Here is an 18,323-nt window from a genome sequence, read left to right as displayed (position 1 = left end):
AAAAAAAAATCATATATATTAAGATTTCATTAATACTTTAAGAAAGTATCTATGGGATACACAAACGTATAGATTATTAAAAACAAAAATCCCCGTCTTTTATGAAGACGAGGATTTTCATATTAGTTTTATGAAAGTTATCCTTACTTAACTAAGATTTTTGCGGTTACTGGACTTCCACCATCAATAGCATCAAACTGTACAATATATACTCCTGCTGCTGCATAAGACATATCAAGATTATAATTGAACTGATTTCCTTCTCTGGTAAGATTATTGTAAGCCAATCTTTGTCCAGCTAAGTTAAATACGCTAATAGCAGTTCTACCATCGAAAGCAGTAGTTAAGCTAATATCAAAAAGATTATTATCTGTTGTAGAAATCACTAAATCCGATCCTTCAAATACTTCTTCTGCAGCGCTTAATGATTCATCGAAGAACGCAGTATAATCATTTGTTCTACCAAAAGCTAAATCACCACATGGATCTAATACATCTCCAGCAGTACTTTCATCTTCACCACGTACACGCATTGTGTGCTCTCCTGCTAATTCTGCTACCGTAAACGCTGATAAGTCTAAACTAAAAGCAAAATCAGAGTTTGCAGTAGCTACTTGTTCTGTTGCTACAACCTCACCTGCCTCAAAAATACCATTATCATTTACATCAATCCAAATCGCAAAAATAGAATCTGCAAACCCCATCTGTAAGACACCGTCTAAAGTATCAGGTCCATCAGGATCAAAAGTAAATACGATATCACGATCGTCACTGTATCCAGTAGGACCACAGTTTACAGCAATATCTTGATCTGCTAATTGTAATAATGTAACACCATCGTCAAATCCAGCACAGTTAGAAACTGGCTCACATAATTCAACAGAATTTGTTACCATTACTGTAGAAGAATCATTGTCTGTATTAGAATCTCCTGAAAGAAGTGTTGTTGCCACAATCTCGTAGGTTTGACCATCTGTTCCAAGATCTGCAAGCGTAGCAAATGTGAATGACTCTGTAGTACCTGCTGTAATTGTACCTGAGTACATTTCTGCTGGAGCATCTGTACCATCTATAGAGTACTGAACCATAGGATCAGTAATATCATTGTTTCCAAAGTTTCTAATAGAAATGGTAATAGGCTCAGCATTTGAAAGAACACCGCCTGTTGGGCTATCAATACTTGAAACTCCAATATCATCTGCCATTGGCTCTAATAACTCGAAGTTTGCTACTACATCACGACGTGTAGGTTCAAAATATTCTGCAATATGCCAAAAAGAATCATCTACTGGATCCACAGTAAGTTGTACATAATCTGCAAATCTATTAGAGGGATTTGCTGCTGTACTTTGAGCGATAAGCTCTTCTGCAGATGTCATAATATTGATAGCGTCAGTACTTTGACGTCCTGTATAACGTATAGAAATCTGATCTGTTGAAGATGATGAAGAATATGCCAATGCAATATCTCCCTCTGAATTCATAACCATACTTCCAGAATACGCATCTCTTCCGTCAGGAGCAGTATAGGTTCCTTCTTGAAAGATTACCCAATCCTCTGTATCGTCACCAGTTGGTTGTCTTAATTCATACCATCTTATCCCTGCTAATTCTCCTGTTGTACCTAATGCATTAATTACGAAATTAAGTACTACAGAATTATGAGTTCCAAATCTTCTATATTGAACTTGATTCATTACCGTTGCTTGCAATACATCAAGATCTGGCCCTCCTGGTTGTGGTCTGTTAGAAAAACTTCCTCCATCAAAAACAGAAACAAATGCTGTTGTTGGAATTTCTTGAGCTGATACTATAGAGTGATTTGCTGGGTTTGCCCAATCAATAGTCGCTTCCCAAATCTGTAAATGATCAAATCCTGCTGGAACTCCTCCCCATGCATCGTCTTGCATATAGATGATAGGTGCTGGTGTACCTGCTGGTGGATGCTGGTCATCTGTAATATGAAATCCTTGTGGGCTATAAAAACCATTTGTAGCGATCCCTGGTAAAGGGAATCCTACAAATTGTGCTGGATTTCCTTGTAACATTTCGTTACGCTCAACAGCAAACACTCTTTCTGTAGCACCTATGTTTGCAGTTACTATATAAGAATCTCCCCATACAGAAAATTTTGTATAGTCAGGAAAAGCACCTGTTCCGAATCCTGTTGTATATACATTCCAAGCCGAAGTCATTGCATCTGGACCTGTAGATACTGCTACATTAAATCCATTAGGGTTGTTATCAAATTCTGTGATTACAAAACGTCCTTTAGGGTTTCCTGCTCCGTTGTCTGCCTCTGCATCAAAAAAGATAATTGGATCTCCAATATTGTTTCCTGGAAAAATAGTTCCCAAAGCAAGTTCTGCTGATTCTGGGTTACCATTTTTATCAAAAATTCTAAAAGCACTATTCCAAGCTCCCATAAATTGATTGACTCCCACCGCTCCTGTTGGATCAGAAGGTGTTGCTTGTGAAATATCTGCTGTGAATACAAGATTAGGCGCTCTCATGCGTCTTTGTACAGCATTACGTTGTAAATCTAATAAAGGATCAACTCCTTTTGGAAAACCTTTTCCTGGTATAACCGTACTACTTGTTTTTCCTTTTGCATGCCCTAACTGAGGTGTGTTGTCTGCATACTTTACAGTACCATTTTTAATCTGGTCTGCAATACTAGGAACTAGTATCGGCGCAGCCATCGTACCTTGCCTTGTAGCTTGGTGCTTTTCTTGAGCAGTAACACTAAAGCCAAAGGCTAATAATGCAACTACAAGTAATTTCATGAACTTACTCATTGTGTGTAGTTTTTTAAGTCTAATTAGTATAAAGTTTTTGTTAAAAAGTTCATAAATTTACTTAAATTCTTTTTAAAAACAACTAAAAAAGACTTACAAATACCCACTTTAACTATGTATGCATAGTATTTTAACTAAGATATCCAACTCTTAAAACTTACCTGTTGCTCAATAATTGCGTTAATGTCCTGAATAGCAATTCGCTCTTGTTTCATAGAGTCACGGTGACGGATCGTTACCGTTTGATCCTTTATTGTGTCATGATCTACTGTAATGCAAAATGGAGTTCCTGCAGCATCCTGACGTCTATAACGCTTTCCTACGGCATCTTTTTCGTCGTAGATCACGTTAAAATCAAACTTCAAATCATCAACAATCTTCTTTGCTATTTCTGGTAATCCATCTTTTTTTACTAATGGAAATACCGCCACTTTCACTGGAGCCAAAATAGCTGGTAACTTAAGCACTACACGTGAGCTCCCATCTTCTAATTCCTCCTCTTGCAATGAATTTGAAAAAACAGCCAAAAACATACGATCAAGACCTATAGAAGTCTCCACCACATAAGGCACATAGCTTTCGTTTAATTCTGGATCAAAAAATTGCAATTTCTTTCCCGAAAATTCTTCATGAGCTTTCAGGTCAAAATCAGTACGGGAATGAATCCCTTCCAATTCTTTAAATCCAAATGGAAAATTAAACTCAATATCTGTCGCTGCGTTTGCGTAGTGTGCTAATTTTTCGTGATCATGAAAACGATAGTTCTCTTCTCCAAGCCCTAAGGATGTATGCCAGTTTAATCTTGTTTCTTTCCAGTACTCATACCATTTCATTTCTTCTCCTGGGCGCACAAAAAATTGCATTTCCATTTGTTCAAATTCTCGCATACGAAAGATAAATTGTCTTGCAACAATCTCATTTCTAAAAGCCTTTCCCGTTTGCGCAATTCCAAAAGGAATTTTCATGCGCCCCGTTTTTTGCACATTCAAAAAATTCACAAAAATTCCTTGAGCTGTTTCTGGGCGTAAATACAAATCGGTTGCTGTTTCTGCCGAAGCCCCTAACTTGGTTCCAAACATCAAATTGAACTGACGTACATCTGTCCAATTTTTTGAACCAGAAACCGGACATACAATTTCTAACTCTTCAATAAGTGCTTTTACATCGGCTAGATCGTCTGCATCCAAAGATTTTGCTAACCGACCCGTAGCTGCTTTCATTTTTTCTCTATATCCCAATACACGCGGATTGGTCGCTTCAAATTGAGCACGATCAAAGGAATCTCCAAAACATTTGGCTGCTTTGGCAATTTCCTTTTCTGCCTTTTGGTTTAGTTTTTCTGCATAATCCTCTACCAGAACATCAGCTCTATATCGCTTTTTTGAATCTTTATTATCAATCAAAGGATCACTGAAAGCATCTACGTGACCAGAGGCTTTCCAAGTGGTAGGATGCATAAATATTGCGGCATCAAGACCTACGATATTTTGGTGCATATTGACCATACTTTTCCACCAGTACTCCCGGATATTTTTTTTGAGCTCCACGCCATTCTGTCCATAATCATATACGGCACTTAATCCGTCATAAATCTCACTACTCCCAAAAATATACCCGTATTCTTTTGCGTGAGAGATTACTTTCTTGAATTGATCTTCTTGCTTAGCCATAATGTATTTTGTATTTCTTTGTGCTGTTGCTCTATTGTTTTGTTGCTTTACACGCTTTCGCGAAAGCGTATATGCCTTTACAAGTCGTTACCTGAGTATCTTCTTATTTTCTTATCATCAAGGATATATCCTTAACATCCATCTAAAAAACTAGGTTTATGAAACTAATAAGATCGCAAAAATAGGGATACCACTTAATTTGAAGAAATTGAAGTGCTGTTATTTTAAGACAAGTGGCGAAGTTAGCAAAAGTCTGTCTTCATGAAACACATTAACGGTATAGGTTCCTTCTTCAAAAGTTTGCACTGGCAGCACAAGTTCGCATACATTAAAAGGCTTATTACTGTAGGGAATAGATGTACGTGAGTTAAAGCGAATACTTTCGCCATTAGAAAGTTTTTCTTCTCTGGGGACACCTATCATTTTTCCTTGACCGTTAAGTACTTGTACAAAGAAATTCAGGGTACCTGCTTTTGCTAGTTTGTTCTCATTTACTTCATAACAAATCCGTACCATTTTAGCTCGATTTGCTCTTGAGGTATTTAAAAACTTACCGCTGTTGCGTTGTATGACGCCTCGTACAATGAGATTACTCGCTGTAATTTGAGCTCCTATATTTATTTTTTCAATAAGGGCTTTGTTATCGTTTTCTAGGGTGCTTTGTGCTTTTGTCGCCTTTTCCAGAGCATCTTGTGTTTCTGCTTGGAGCTTTGCCAGTCGTTCTGTTTCATTAAGAAGACTATCATTTTGTTTAAATAATAGTTCTCTCTCACGACGTACCTTCGTAAGTTCTATTCGATACGCTCTTACAATAGATTGTGTGATCTTATTGCTATCTAAGCGTTTTTGTAAATCTTCTAAGTGTTCTTTTGCATCAGAGAGCTCATTTTCTAGGATGTTTTTTTCAGATAATACTTCGTTATATCTTTTTATTTCTTCCTTGAGTTCTTGTTCAATAAATGCTTTTTCTTCTTTAAGTTGAGATTCGTTTTCTTGCACCTCACCATAAAACTTTACGGTGTATGCGCCTAAGCCTAGAACAACTACACAAAGCAGTATGGTCAGTAAAAGAAGTGTGTTTTTAGTACTTTTAGTACTCATAGAAATTTTATATTCTTTGAAAAGGGGTTAAATTAGAAAAAAAATAACAAATGCATGTTGCAATCACTCCGCTATTTTTTATTTCCAAAAGCTTGCCACGGATGTTCTGAAAGCTTACAGGCATCAGAATATATGATTTGTACACGTTGCAGGCATCACTTACCACTTACTCAATCTCATGTGTATAACGATGCGCTTATTCAAAAAGTATTTTATGGTCGTATTTTACTAGAGCAGGCTACGGCATTGTTTTATTTTGAAAAGAAAGGTCCTGTCCAAGCGCTGTTACATAATCTCAAATACAGAGGTCAAGAAGAAATTAGTGCTTTTTTGGGTGATTGGCTAGGGCAAGAACTAGCTCAATTACCTGCCTATCAGAATATAGATGTGGTAATCCCTGTGCCTATACATCCAAAAAAAAGAAAAAAACGCGGATATAATCAAGTCACTGGATTTGCGATTGCATTGTCAAAACATTTGGAAGCCAGTCATGTCGGTCATGTTTTAATCAAATCAAAAAACACAAAAACACAAGTTTTCAAAGGTCGTTTTTCTCGAAGTGATGAAATATTGGATGCGTTTTCAATTACCGAAAACCAAACGCTTGCAGGAAAACATATTCTACTCGTAGATGATATTCTTACGACAGGCGCTACACTAGAAGCATGTGCCTTACAATTGCTTAAAATCCCTAAAATAAAGTTAAGTATCGCAACGATGGCAATAGCGCAATAAATGATTAAATACAGAGTTAAAATACGATTAAGAAAACCCGCTGAAAAGCGGGATTAGTTCAACTCACAATGTTGAGTGCGTCTTACAGACTTCTCAACATTAGGTTTCACTAATAAGTATTTCGTTTGGCTAAAAATTAGTTGTTTCTTTGCTACATTCATGAATACGACATCTATATACATTTTGAAAATAAAAAAGTGCCTTTATTATCTTGGAGTAATCGCGTTTATGTCGCTTACTTTGGTGAATTGTGCAAAGAGAGGTTCTCCTACTGGAGGTCTAAAAGACAGTATCCCTCCTGTATTTATTAAATCTGAGCCACCTAACTATACTACCAATTTTGAAGGGAATCGAATTCGTATTTATTTTGATGAATATATCAAGCTTAAAGACTATCAAAAACAACTGATTATCTCTCCACCTCTTGAAAATAGTGTTATTTCTCCTCAAGGGTCTGCGTCTAAATATGTGAATATTGAAATTAAAGACACTCTAGAACCTAATACGACTTATGTATTTAATTTTGGACAAAGTATTGTAGATAACAATGAAAGCAATCCATTTTCTTATTTCAAATATGTGTTTTCCACAGGAGATTATATAGATAGTCTCACGGTCAAAGGAGTCATTATAGACGAGCTAAAAAGTAAGCCCGATAATTTTGTGTCGGTCATGCTATATACAGTAGATAGTACGTTTACAGATTCTATCATTTACAATGAGCGTCCAAGATATGTAACAAACACATTAGATAGTCTTACTTCCTTTGAAATAGGAAATATAAAAGAAGGCGAGTATATGCTTATAGCGATGAAGGACGAAGATGCAAATTTCACCTTTCAACCTAATAAAGACAAAATTGCTTTTTTAAAGCAATTTATAACTGTCCCAAGTGATAGTAGTTATACGCTAAAACTATTTAAAGAAGTTCTAGAAACTAAATCATCTCGTCCTAGACACTCAGGATCTAATAGAATAACGTTTGGCATTTCAGGCCCTGTAGACAGTATTTCTATTGACTTACTTACAGAGACCATTCCAGATTTTAGATCTACGATTTCTCGAAAAACCAATACGGATACCTTATACTATTGGTTTGATCCTAAGCCAGAAATAGACTCTCTTGTTTTTAAAGTAAAAGGTCCTAGATATATAGATACCCTAGTGGCAAAACTACGGACACCTAAAGCAGATTCTTTACGTTTTACTTCAAAAACTGGAAGAACGATGGTGCTTAATACACCTTTTGAAATAAAAAGTAATATTCCTTTAGAGACTATAAAAGATAGCCTTATTCGTGTGGTTAAAGATTCTATTCCTATCGACTACACACTCCTTTTATCTGAAAGAAATACAAATATCTCTTTAACCTTTAAAACCGAAGAAAAATCCAAATATACTATTACAGCATTACCTGGTGCGATGACAGATTTTTTTGGAGCTATAAATGATTCACTATCATTTACAACAAATACAAAAGAGCTATCTGATTATGGCAATATCAGATTCACTTTAACGAATGCAAAAAACTTTCCTTATATTATTCAACTTACTGATTTGAAAGGAGAAGTAATACAAGAACGATATACAACAAGTGAGACAGTATTTGACTTTAACACCTTAAAACCTGCTACCTATCTTATCCAAATCATAGAAGATAAAAATGGCAATAAGGTATATGATACAGGAAACTATCTCGAAAAAAGACAGCCAGAAAAAGTCATTCATTTTGGAGAAGACATTGAAGTAAATGCGAGTTGGTCTCTTATAAAGGCGCTTGAACTTAAAGATTAAATAAGTGTCAATTATCTCAATCTTTAAAAAGAGAGTTGATTACTTCATTATCAACAACAGGGACTCCCTATACCTCTAATTCTTATATTGGTCCCAGCTCCTGGAGCTCCTGAGCGTGTACTCCTATTCTCTATGTCAAAATTTTCATTACGCAGAGAATCACCTCCATTTATTAATTTCTTTTCTTTGTTTGTTAGGTATCTACCTAAAGAGATTAAATTTTTCATAGCCTTTATAGTATATAATAATTGATTTTTAATGAGATGAATATAGTAAGATTCATTGAAAATAAAAATACCAATAGTACCTCCATCAAGTATTTAACAAAAAAATTAATCTACCCAAGCGTAAATAAATCTCTGTCGTCAAGAAAAGGCAACTTCTGTCTTGTTGTTGTGATGTGTTCTTTTGATAAGGTAGCTGTGATTATTTTTTCTTCCGCTTTCGCGAAAGCGATCTCATCCCCAAGCACATTGTATATCCCAGAATGACCTACATATTCTAGCCCATTACCATCTAATCCTATACGATTGACACCTATGGCATAACTCATATTTTCTATTGCTCTTGCTTTGAGTAAAGCATCCCAAGCAGCTACACGAGGTTTTGGCCAATTGGCTACGTATATGACTACATCATAATCTACCGTATTCCTAGCAAAAACTGGAAAACGTAAATCATAACATATTTGTGGGAACAACTTCCATCCTTTATATTCTATGAGTACTGGATGTTCTCCAGCTGTATATAATTCTCCTTCTCCAGCCATCATAAAGCGATGACGCTTATCATAACAATCTATCTCTCCATTAGGTTTCACAAACAAAAATCGATTGTAATACTTTTGATTTTCGGTAATGATGATACTTCCACAAATGGCTGTGTTTTTTTGTTGCGCCCATTTTTTTAACCACACTACTGTGTGCCCATTCATAGACTCAGCAAGTGGCTCAGGATTCATACTAAATCCCGTCGTAAACATTTCTGGTAAAATAACAATGTGAACCTCATCCGATACTTGCTCTAATAAGATATCTAAGTTGGCGCGATTTGCTGTCGCATTTTCCCAGACAAGATGGGTCTGAATAATAGCAATGTGAAGATTTTCTTTCATACGATCAAAGATACAAGAAGTTTAAAATTAATTTTATATAAATTATATTAACGTGATATTGCAATATTAAGATGATTATTCATCAGTTAGAGATTTAGATACTATATAATATTCGTGCTCATTTTACACATTACCAAAGTGCTATATTTAGTATTTTTGAAGAGTGGTACCCTAAAACTCAAAAAGATAATTTACATGAATAAAACTGATACCTTATATGTTTTTGATATAGATGGTACTCTTACCGATAGTATTCCTACCTATCTAAAGGTAATCACTAAAGTACTGGAGGATATTGGCTTGAAAGACATCGATACAGATTATGATAATTACCTACACCACACAGATCGATATGCTTTGGAGTATAATTATGAGCGTAATTTTGGAAAGAAAGCACCAGATTCGCTTCGATTTGAACTTGACACATTATTAGAAACGGAACTTCAAAAGCACGATCCTGTTATCGAAATTCCTGGTGCTAGAGACCTTTTGTTACATTTTCAAAAATCTGAAATCCCATTTGCCTATGGCACAGGTGCTTTTCCTAAAGCAACCGCAATCAAAATGAAAGATGCTAATATCCCTTTAGTTTCAGAAGTGTTGGCAACTTCCATAACGAGCATTTCTAGAGTAGGTTTTGTACAAGAAGCTATTGAAAAATCTAAGAATTTTTACAATCAAGATTTCAAAAAAATAGTTGCTGTCGGAGATGGGTTGTGGGACTTAAAAGCCGCACAAGAACTAAACATTGACTTTTTGGGTGTTGGACTAAAGAACAAAGAAGCGATGTATCGTCATGGCTGTACCCAATGGGTAGAAAACTTTAGAGATTATAAAATTTAAGTATCTTTAGTTCGCAGCTAACTGTTAGACCAATGAAAAGAAAATTAATACTTACTTTAAGTTTTCTTATTCTTAGTATTCCTTTTATATATGCCCAACAAACGGAATCTTTATCTAGGATTGCAGACTCTTTGCAGTTTAAAGAATTTAAAAACGAGGAAGCCTTAAAAATTAGAAAAGATGTTCTACAACAATCTTCCGAGAAAGATTCTTTATATGCGTTTAACAGACTAAGATATTGGTCAACGCAAGGGTCACTCGCTATACAAAATAATGAAGTCGAAAAAGGGCTGACGTATTTAGATTCCGTATGGAAAAACAAAGAAGTTACTCCAGCTAATGACTATTCCTTGAACTACTTAAGTTCCTCTGTGGGTAATTATTATGTGACGGCTTTTCCAAGTAAAGGTGTTGATTTTTGCCTAGTTATTTGTAAAGAATATGTCACCTTTTTAAAATTAAAAAACGCATCTGCTAGCACCACCCAATCGATTTATTCTGATCTAGGATTCCTTTATAATTATTCAAGAAATTACAAAGCATCCTCTTATTACAATGCATTAGGCATAGAGCTTATGCAACAGGGAACAGCAGTAGACTCTTCATTAATCTCTGAACATTACAACTGGATAGGCTCTAATTATAGCGATCAAGATATTTTAAACAAATCTTTAAAGTACTATAAAAAAGGGATTGTTTTTGGATTGAATAGTGATGTCAAAGATCCCTATCCTATTATCCACAAATTAGGAAACTATGTAAATGAACTCTTACTCTATGGCGATTACGATGCTGCACTTAAAACATTAAAAACGCTAGAGAGCAAAAAAGAGGACTGGTTAGGCTCTACGTTGTTAGGACACACTTTTGATCCACATGAAAGGGAGCTTGCAAAAAGCTCAACACGACTTTATTTTTACCTTCCTTTTTTAAGGTATTATGCCCATACGGGTGATATTGATAATGCATTGACCATTTTTCAAAAAATGCAAAGCATTAAAGAAACAATGATTAATCCTAGATGTGATTTTTTAGAACCTTATTCCTTGGCTGTTTTAAAAATGGAGATTGTCTGGACATCAGAAGAAAATAAGAAATATCTCAAGGAATTTACCGAAGAAATGAAACGCTATGATTGTATCCATAATTATAGTGTGGCTAAGTTTATGCTGGGTAGAGTGTATTTTAACGCTGAGCAATATGATCTAATGAATACCGAATTTGAAGACATAGCCATTGAAGGCGCTTCTTATTTTAAAACATTTCAGGCAAGAGTTAAAAACCTAAGAGCACAGGCTGCATTTAAAGCAGGTGACAAAACATCCTTTATAACACATCTACAAGAAGCTGTTGTAAAGTTGATGAAAGATAGTAGCAACATAGATAAGAAACGACTTTCTATCGCTTCCTTTGAAAAAGAAAATTCAGCAATGACGATCAATGCTATGCTAACCATTGCAGACGGTTATGACCAACTCTATTTATCTACTAAAGATTCTCTTTACCTATACAGAAAAGCAGATCTTTCATACATCGCAGCTCAAAAATTTAATCAGTTGTATAAAGATGGATTATTTAATGCAAACCTAGAGCAATACATCTTTCAAATCAATCAAAACGTATTAGACCATCAAGCCTTATTTGAAGATACCTCTCAGTTGGTCAACCTTATAGAAAACAACGTATCACAACATCTTACAGCAACTTTTAATAGAAAGCGAAATATATATGTAGAAATACCCGAAAATCTTGATATCCTAAAAGACATTGTCGATATAAAAATAGATGCGATTACATCAAAAGCGATTACAGATGCCTCTGAAAATCTGACTGCACTTCAAGCAACCTCAGATAGTATTAAAACAGTGATCCAACGGTTACAAGATAAGAAAGCAACTATTGCTTCAGAGCAATGGTCACTAACTGCATTTCAAAATACGCTCTCAGAAGATCAATGTATTATACGATATGTCATAGGAGAAAAAAGCATTTTTGGAATTCGTATTCAAAAAGACAATCTTAAAATCGTACCTCTTGGAGATCGAGAGCAACTCAATACGCTTATTGATGCACAACGAGCTATCATATTTGATAGAACAGCTCCTTATGAACAAACGTTTGCCGATTTATACACACGACTCGTAGCCCCTTTCTTAGAGGGTCTAGAAAATGTCTCAAAAAAAGAACTCACCTTTATCACTCAAAACGAACTGAGCTATGTCCCTTTTGCGGCACTCATTAACCCAGAAGGTAATTTCTTAATTGAATCGAATGCTGTCTCCACGGCTTTTTCACTACCGCTTTTAGGAGTACAAAAAGAGTTGAAAAGTAACGGAAAACGTTTAGGTGTTTTTGCACCTATTTATGCTCAAAATGAAAATATGCCTAGTGACTTGATGGCGCTGCAACGAAGTGGGTTTTACGAACTTCCTTTTGCACAGGAAGAAAGTAAGGAGATCAACGCTATTTTTAATGGTGATTTATACACGGGTACAGAAGCTTCGAAAGAAAATTTCATACAGCAAAAAGAAAAATATGATATTCTGCATCTAGCTATGCACGCCCTTTCTGCATCTAAAGACTCCGAGCAATCAAGTCTTATTTTTTCTAAAAACCAACGGCTCTTATTTGATGAGCTTTACACCTATAATATCCCAGCGCAACTCGCGGTGTTGAGCGCTTGTAATACGGGAACTGGTATATTAAAAGAAGGTGAAGACCTTCAAAGTCTCTCCAGAGCATTTACCTATGCTGGCACCAATAGTACGCTGACGAGTTTATGGAATGTAAACGATCAATCGACAAAGGAGATCATGAAATCATTTTATACCCATTTAAAAGAAGGTGATAAAAAGCAGATTGCGCTTAGAAAATCAAATTTAGCATACCTCAACAATACATCTGATAAGGCGTTAAGACATCCCTATTATTGGGCAGGATTTGTATTGAGTGGCAACACCTCCCCTATTGTACAAAAATCGTATTTCTGGTGGTATATACTAGGTGGAGTCTTGCTTTTAGGGGTGTTGTATACGCTTTCGCGAAAGCGAACAAAACTTAACGAATAGCTTTTAAAAGTACTTTAGCTTCCTTATGATGATATCCCTCACTCGCACTGATCTCTTCTAAGAGTGGAATGCTTTTCTTATTCTTGTCCTTTAGGTATGCCAACGCGAGATACCATCGTGATTTTTCATAAAAATCATCTTTAAAAGTCTGATGCTTTTCAAGCAATGGAATCGCTTTTTTTGTATCTCTCAACGCCAAATATGCATTTGCTGTATAAAATAAATAATAGGGTTTTTCTGTTTTTGAAAACTCAGCTTGAAATCCTTCTATCGCCGATTGATATTCTTTTGTTTCATATTTGAAAAAGGCTTCTTCTTCAGGAGTTTCTAGTCCTGTACCTCTCTCTATAGGTTGTACAATATTACGATAGACTTCAAAATTTTGTGCAAAAAGATCATCAGCACTTGTGGTGTTTATAAAGAATTTAGACCCATACAGACTGAGCCCTATAATGATGCATGCAGCAATCGCATATCGTAAAAAGGAAGGAGAAGATGTTTCCTGTGGTTGACTTTCTTGATTTTCAAAATCAACAAACTGTTGTTTTAAGTCCTCTTTCCCAGTGGCTACAAGTACAGCATGAAGATCTTTCTCAAGTTCAAAAGTCGCTTTAAACTCAGTATCGTTTTCCAATAGGTGGTTCAACTCGACACGCTCTTGGTCACTTAGTGCCTGATGGAAATATTTATGTATAAGTGTATCCTTATCCATTCTTTTGGGGGTTCATCATTGTTTTAAGTTGTTTAAGGCAACGTGACTTTTGTGCTTTGACTGTATTTTCATTTTCGTAATTGGCAACAGTCATGATTTCTTTAATTTTAAATCCTTGTAAATAAAATAGTTCTAATATATTACGACAACGCTCGCCTAATTTTTGAAAATGTTTTCTTAATGCTTTTTGTTGCTCTGTGAGCTTAGTCGTTTCTACATCTATAAGTACTTCCTGATCCTGAAAATCATCGACAAGTACTAGCTTTTTCTGAGCTCTTAACTGTTCATAGAGTTTAAATTTACCTATCCCAAAGAGATAGGTTTTTATACTACTACTAAATTCTTTTACATTGCCTTTCATAATATTTTCATACAATGCGATCATGCTTTCTTGATAGACATCCAAAATAGCGTCTTGATCCAGATCATATTTACTCGCAAAAGCAATAAAAGCATCTCTATTTCCTTCATAAATCACTTGATAAGCTACTGAATCTCCAGTTCTAAGTGTTGTGATAGAAGGTTCGTTTTTCATTTATGTAAATAGATGCTATAAAGTTAACAGGAAGTCTAAAATAATTTTTTTTTTTGACACTGTGTTAACCTTTTTAAATTCCTTGCATAAAGATGTGAAATCAACAACAACACATTATGAAACGTACATCTTTATTAATCGTGATACTCGCTCTATTTTGTAGTACACACGCAGAGGCACAGCTTTTAAAAAAAATAAAAAGAAAACTAGAGAAAAAAGTCGAACAAAAAGTAGATGAACAAGTAGATAAGGAACTGGACGACGTTTTTGATGGAGAAAAAGAAGAAAAGAAAAAAAAGAAGAGAAAGAAAAAAAACAAACAATCTTCAGATACAGAGACAACCACTCAAGATGAAGATGCTACCCTAGACGTTGCAGAAGAAAGTTTTGAAGCCTATTCCAAATATGACTTTATCCCAGGAGAAAAATTAATTGCTTATGAAGATTTTTCTACCGATCAAATAGGAGATTTACCTCAAAAATGGAATACCAACCTAAGCGCAGAAGTGGTATCTCTTACTACTATTCCTGGCAACTGGATGCGTATCGGTCAAGGATATGGTATATACGTGTTTTCTGAAATTCCCACAGATATCCCAGAAGATTTCACATTAGAATTTGATGTCATCTATGATTTTAATCCTGACGCTTGGGGTTTTAAAAGATATCTAAACGTTGTACTCTCTGATCTGGAAGATCCTAATCAATATTTAGGAAAGCAAAATGTAGGAAAGCATGTGACCAAAGTCACAGTATCTGTCGCTGACGGGTCTGGGCGTGGCGTTTATTTAGATAAGAAGACACCTAACAAAGCATTAAATCTTCAAGGGAAAAGCGCGCCAAAAGAATTCTCAAAACAAGGAACTGCTAAAGTAATAAATCATATCTCCATCTTAAAAAAAGGAACACGGATGAAAGTCTATGTGAATGAAGATAAAGTGCTTGATATTCCAAGAGCTAAAGAAGACGAAGTTGTATTTAAAACGCTACGTTTTGAAACAGGCATTACCCCAGAAGATCAACATTACTATATGAGTAACATCAAATTTGCTACAGGAGTTCATACCGCGGATAGGCTTTTTGAAAACGGAAGCTATCAAGCCCACGGAATTACCTTTGATAGCGGGTCTGAAAGTATCAAAGCATCTTCGTATGCTACTTTAAAGCAGATTGCCGAAGTCATGAAAGCAAATCCAAGCAAATCCTACAAAATTGTAGGACACACAGATAATGATGGAAGTGATGATGTCAATGTCCCTTTGTCAGAAAATAGAGCTATTGCTGTACAAAAAATATTAAAAAAGGAGTTTGGCGTTGATACGTCAAAACTTCAAACCATCGGTAAAGGAGCATCCGAACCTCTTTCTAACGAAAATACACCCACGGCTAAAGCTCAAAACAGACGTGTAGAAATCATTCAATTATAAAAATAAATTAGCCATACATCCAAATGGGGATCTCTCACTATACTATTTGATTCTTTGAGTATATTATTCTTTACAAGAAATAATGCTTATAACAGATAGTATACTTCTCTCACTAAAACTCCCCATTTTTGTTTTGTTTGCGCCTTGTATTAGGCGCAAACATTAAACAAAACAAATATGTATCCATTTTAAAAGAATTAAATTATGAAAATTATAAAGTTTTCCGGCATCCTCTTTTTATTCATACTCCCTATACTTATGATGAGTAGTTGTGGTCAACAAGAAACAAAACAAAAATCCTCACAGACCCTAACAAATACTTTAAAAGCTAAAATCAACGGAAAGCCTTATGATGCCGTTCACGTTTCTGGATTTATTCCTCCTAATTTAAATACACTACTACTCACGGGAGCTATGGGTACAGGAGAAGACATACAATTATTTCTTCCCAAAGACATTGCATCAGGAACATACGATTTTCTAAAGGTTCAAGGGAAGTATCAAGAAAACGATGAGCAGTCTGGGTTTGCAAAAAGCGGTGCCCTAACGATAACGTCTCACAATACGACAAGAAAAAATATTAAAGGTACTTTTTATTTTACAACAAAGCCGCTCATAGAAGGAGACCCTTCTTTTAATGTTACAGAAGGGATTTTTGATATCACGTATTAAACGTGCTTCTACAAACAGAAATATCTTATGACAAAATCTTCATAAGAGAAGTTACACCTTGCATTTTAGCATGGTCATAAGCAGTGTGCCCGCGCTCGTCTTTATGATTTTTGTCTGCGCCTTTTTCGATTAAGAGTTTTGCTATTTCTGACTGCGCAAAGGTTGCCGCATAAATAAGTGCTGTCGCTTTATTAAAGTTGACAGCATTTACATCTGCACCTGCATCTATCAAAAGTTTTGCAATCTCGGGATATCCTTTAAAACAAACACCCATCAAAGGAGTATTACCAGATCCATCCTGTGCATTTACGTTAGGATGATGTTCTAAAATAGCATTAGAAATATCTTTATGTCCGTAATAAGTTGCCAGTAACAAAGGTGTTGATCCTCTGGGATCTTTTATGTCAACAAGTTCTGGATGCGCATTCAATATTTTTGAGACCGTTTCTAAGTCTGCAGAACGTATTGCATCAAATAATGAATTATTCATAGGATGAAGATATAAAAAAACAAGATACATACTATCTCTTTTTGTTGAACAAGGTCATTTTTTTAAAAATTTATAAAGTAAGAGTATCAGACCTATACATTTCACATATTTCTACCTAAAAATATATCAAAGTCTACTTTTGACATATAATAATTTAGTTATTTAAGGTGACTGCTTTTTCTATTATAAAAAGGAATATAGTACATTTAATGTCTATGAAAACACTTAGTATACTTTTTATAATAGGTCTTACGAGCTTTCAAGCAACGGCACAAGCGTATTATTTTCCAGAGCGTAATGCAGCATGGACGGAGATCACAGCCAAAGAAGCAGAAATTGATACAAATGGGCTTGCTGATGTGATCGCTTTCGCGAAAGCGAACGAATACTCAGGCTCTAGAGATTTGCGAATTGCTATTTTGGAAGGGTTTAAGCGCGAACCCTTTCACGAAATTTTAGGGCCTACAAAAAAACGGGGTGGTCTCGCGGGTATGATTTTAAAAAACGGAAAAGTCGTGGCGCAATGGGGCGATACAAAGCGTGTAGATATGACGTTTTCTGTTACCAAAAGTTTTTTATCCACCATGGCTGGACTTGCTATAGACAAAAACCTTATTGCCAATGTCGATGATCCTGTAAAAAATTATCTTTGGGATGGGACGTTTGATGGACAGCATAATTCTCAAATTACTTGGCGACATTTATTACAACAAAATAGTGCCTGGCAGGGGATTCTGTGGGGTGGTAAAGATTGGGCAGATCGCCCACCTAGAGAAGGAGATCTAGATGATTGGCAATACGCAACCCCCAAAACACCTGGCACCGTTATGGAATATAATGATGTTCGCGTCAACGTATTGTCTTATAGTCTTTTGCATGTTTGGCGTAAGCCACTTCCTCAAGTTCTAAAAGAGGAAGTGATGGATAAAATAGGAGCCTCTACCACTTGGAGATGGCATGGATACAAAGAGGCGTGGGTAGAGATAGATGGTATCCAAATGAAGTCTGTCACGGGAGGCGGACATAGTGGTGCTGGTCTCTTTATCAGTGCCGAAGATATGGCACGTTTTGGACTACTCTTTCTACACGACGGCGTTTGGAACAACGAGCGTCTGATCTCTTCAGAATGGATTCAAAACGCCATTGAGCCTTCTGTTGCTAACGTGAATTATGGGTTTATGTGGTGGCTCAATAAGAAAGGGGCTAGACATTGGGAAGGTGTAGGTGAAGAGGTGTACTATGCTGCTGGGTTTGGCGGAAACTTCATTATTATAGATCGCAAACATGACCTTGTTGTCGTGACACGTTGGCTAGAACCTAATAAAGTAGGTGAGTTTATGGCAAAACTTACCAAAGCGTTATAA

The 18,323-nt window shown here is 35.7% G+C and carries 15 protein-coding genes; 7 read left to right on the top strand and 8 right to left on the bottom strand.

All coding sequences use genetic code 11. The features are described 5' to 3' along the window. Positions 1-143: 143 nt before the first annotated feature. The 3 genes from Q0505_RS09535 to Q0505_RS09525 all read right to left on the bottom strand — a co-directional run bounded on the left by Q0505_RS09535 (position 144) and on the right by Q0505_RS09525 (position 5,569). Complete coding sequence (locus Q0505_RS09535) at positions 144-2,798, bottom strand: T9SS type A sorting domain-containing protein (RefSeq protein ID WP_299212019.1); 2,655 nt, start codon at positions 2,796-2,798, stop codon at positions 144-146. 134 nt (positions 2,799-2,932) lie between these two features. Further along, positions 2,933-4,468 (bottom strand): glycine--tRNA ligase, encoded by a 1,536-nt coding sequence (locus Q0505_RS09530; protein WP_299212016.1) that lies wholly within the window; start codon positions 4,466-4,468, stop codon positions 2,933-2,935. 219 nt (positions 4,469-4,687) lie between these two features. After that, entirely contained in the window at positions 4,688-5,569 is an 882-nt protein-coding gene (locus Q0505_RS09525) for a hypothetical protein (RefSeq protein ID WP_299212013.1), read from the bottom strand. 54 nt (positions 5,570-5,623) lie between these two features. Here Q0505_RS09525 and Q0505_RS09520 point away from each other — a divergent pair, with 54 nt between their 5' ends. After that, positions 5,624-6,304, top strand: coding sequence for a phosphoribosyltransferase family protein (locus Q0505_RS09520; RefSeq protein ID WP_299212010.1), 681 nt, complete (start codon positions 5,624-5,626; stop codon positions 6,302-6,304). A 228-nt stretch (positions 6,305-6,532) separates the two neighbouring features. After that, positions 6,533-8,098 (top strand): Ig-like domain-containing protein, encoded by a 1,566-nt coding sequence (locus tag Q0505_RS09515; protein ID WP_299212007.1) that lies wholly within the window; start codon positions 6,533-6,535, stop codon positions 8,096-8,098. Between the two features lie 50 nt (positions 8,099-8,148). On the opposite strand, the gene Q0505_RS09510 is transcribed toward Q0505_RS09515, so the two are convergent. Both Q0505_RS09510 and Q0505_RS09505 read right to left on the bottom strand, forming a co-directional pair. After that, positions 8,149-8,325, bottom strand: a complete 177-nt coding sequence (locus Q0505_RS09510; RefSeq protein WP_299212004.1) for a hypothetical protein — start codon at positions 8,323-8,325, stop codon at positions 8,149-8,151. Between the two features lie 110 nt (positions 8,326-8,435). Beyond that, positions 8,436-9,212: an amidohydrolase gene (locus tag Q0505_RS09505; RefSeq protein ID WP_299212001.1), complete on the bottom strand. Its 777-nt coding sequence runs from the start codon at positions 9,210-9,212 to the stop codon at positions 8,436-8,438. A 195-nt stretch (positions 9,213-9,407) separates the two neighbouring features. Here Q0505_RS09505 and Q0505_RS09500 point away from each other — a divergent pair, with 195 nt between their 5' ends. Both Q0505_RS09500 and Q0505_RS09495 read left to right on the top strand, forming a co-directional pair. Next, positions 9,408-10,055 carry an HAD family hydrolase gene (locus Q0505_RS09500; protein ID WP_299211998.1) on the top strand — a complete coding sequence of 216 codons (648 nt, stop codon included), beginning with the start codon at positions 9,408-9,410 and terminating at the stop codon, positions 10,053-10,055. Between the two features lie 32 nt (positions 10,056-10,087). Next, positions 10,088-13,123 carry a CHAT domain-containing protein gene (locus tag Q0505_RS09495; protein WP_299211995.1) on the top strand — a complete coding sequence of 1,012 codons (3,036 nt, stop codon included), beginning with the start codon at positions 10,088-10,090 and terminating at the stop codon, positions 13,121-13,123. Here Q0505_RS09495 and Q0505_RS09490 read toward each other — a convergent pair. Continuing rightward, the gene (locus Q0505_RS09490; protein WP_299211992.1) at positions 13,113-13,835 is read right to left on the bottom strand and encodes a hypothetical protein; all 723 of its coding nucleotides are present in this window, start codon (positions 13,833-13,835) and stop codon (positions 13,113-13,115) included. The two genes, Q0505_RS09495 and Q0505_RS09490, sit on opposite strands and share 11 nt — an antisense overlap. Next, positions 13,828-14,370 carry a sigma-70 family RNA polymerase sigma factor gene (locus tag Q0505_RS09485; RefSeq protein ID WP_299211989.1) on the bottom strand — a complete coding sequence of 181 codons (543 nt, stop codon included), beginning with the start codon at positions 14,368-14,370 and terminating at the stop codon, positions 13,828-13,830. The genes Q0505_RS09490 and Q0505_RS09485 overlap by 8 nt, the downstream gene beginning before the upstream one ends. Before the next feature lie 116 nt (positions 14,371-14,486). On the opposite strand from Q0505_RS09485, the gene Q0505_RS09480 reads away from it, so the two are divergent. Next, the gene (locus Q0505_RS09480; RefSeq protein WP_299211986.1) at positions 14,487-15,797 is read left to right on the top strand and encodes an OmpA family protein; all 1,311 of its coding nucleotides are present in this window, start codon (positions 14,487-14,489) and stop codon (positions 15,795-15,797) included. Positions 15,798-16,001: 204 nt separating this feature from the next. Beyond that, positions 16,002-16,469, top strand: a complete 468-nt coding sequence (locus Q0505_RS09475; protein WP_299211983.1) for a DUF6252 family protein — start codon at positions 16,002-16,004, stop codon at positions 16,467-16,469. A gap of 25 nt (positions 16,470-16,494) precedes the next feature. On the opposite strand, the gene Q0505_RS09470 is transcribed toward Q0505_RS09475, so the two are convergent. Next, positions 16,495-16,959 (bottom strand): ankyrin repeat domain-containing protein, encoded by a 465-nt coding sequence (locus Q0505_RS09470; RefSeq protein ID WP_299211980.1) that lies wholly within the window; start codon positions 16,957-16,959, stop codon positions 16,495-16,497. A gap of 215 nt (positions 16,960-17,174) precedes the next feature. On the opposite strand from Q0505_RS09470, the gene Q0505_RS09465 reads away from it, so the two are divergent. Beyond that, the gene (locus Q0505_RS09465) at positions 17,175-18,323 is read left to right on the top strand and encodes a serine hydrolase (RefSeq protein ID WP_299211977.1); all 1,149 of its coding nucleotides are present in this window, start codon (positions 17,175-17,177) and stop codon (positions 18,321-18,323) included.

It is taken from the genome of uncultured Dokdonia sp. (assembly GCF_937910895.1).
In the GTDB taxonomy this organism is placed as follows: Bacteria; Bacteroidota; Bacteroidia; order Flavobacteriales; family Flavobacteriaceae; genus Dokdonia.
Note: the sequence above shows the minus strand (reverse complement) of the source record. Positions and strands in the feature narration are given on the sequence as shown.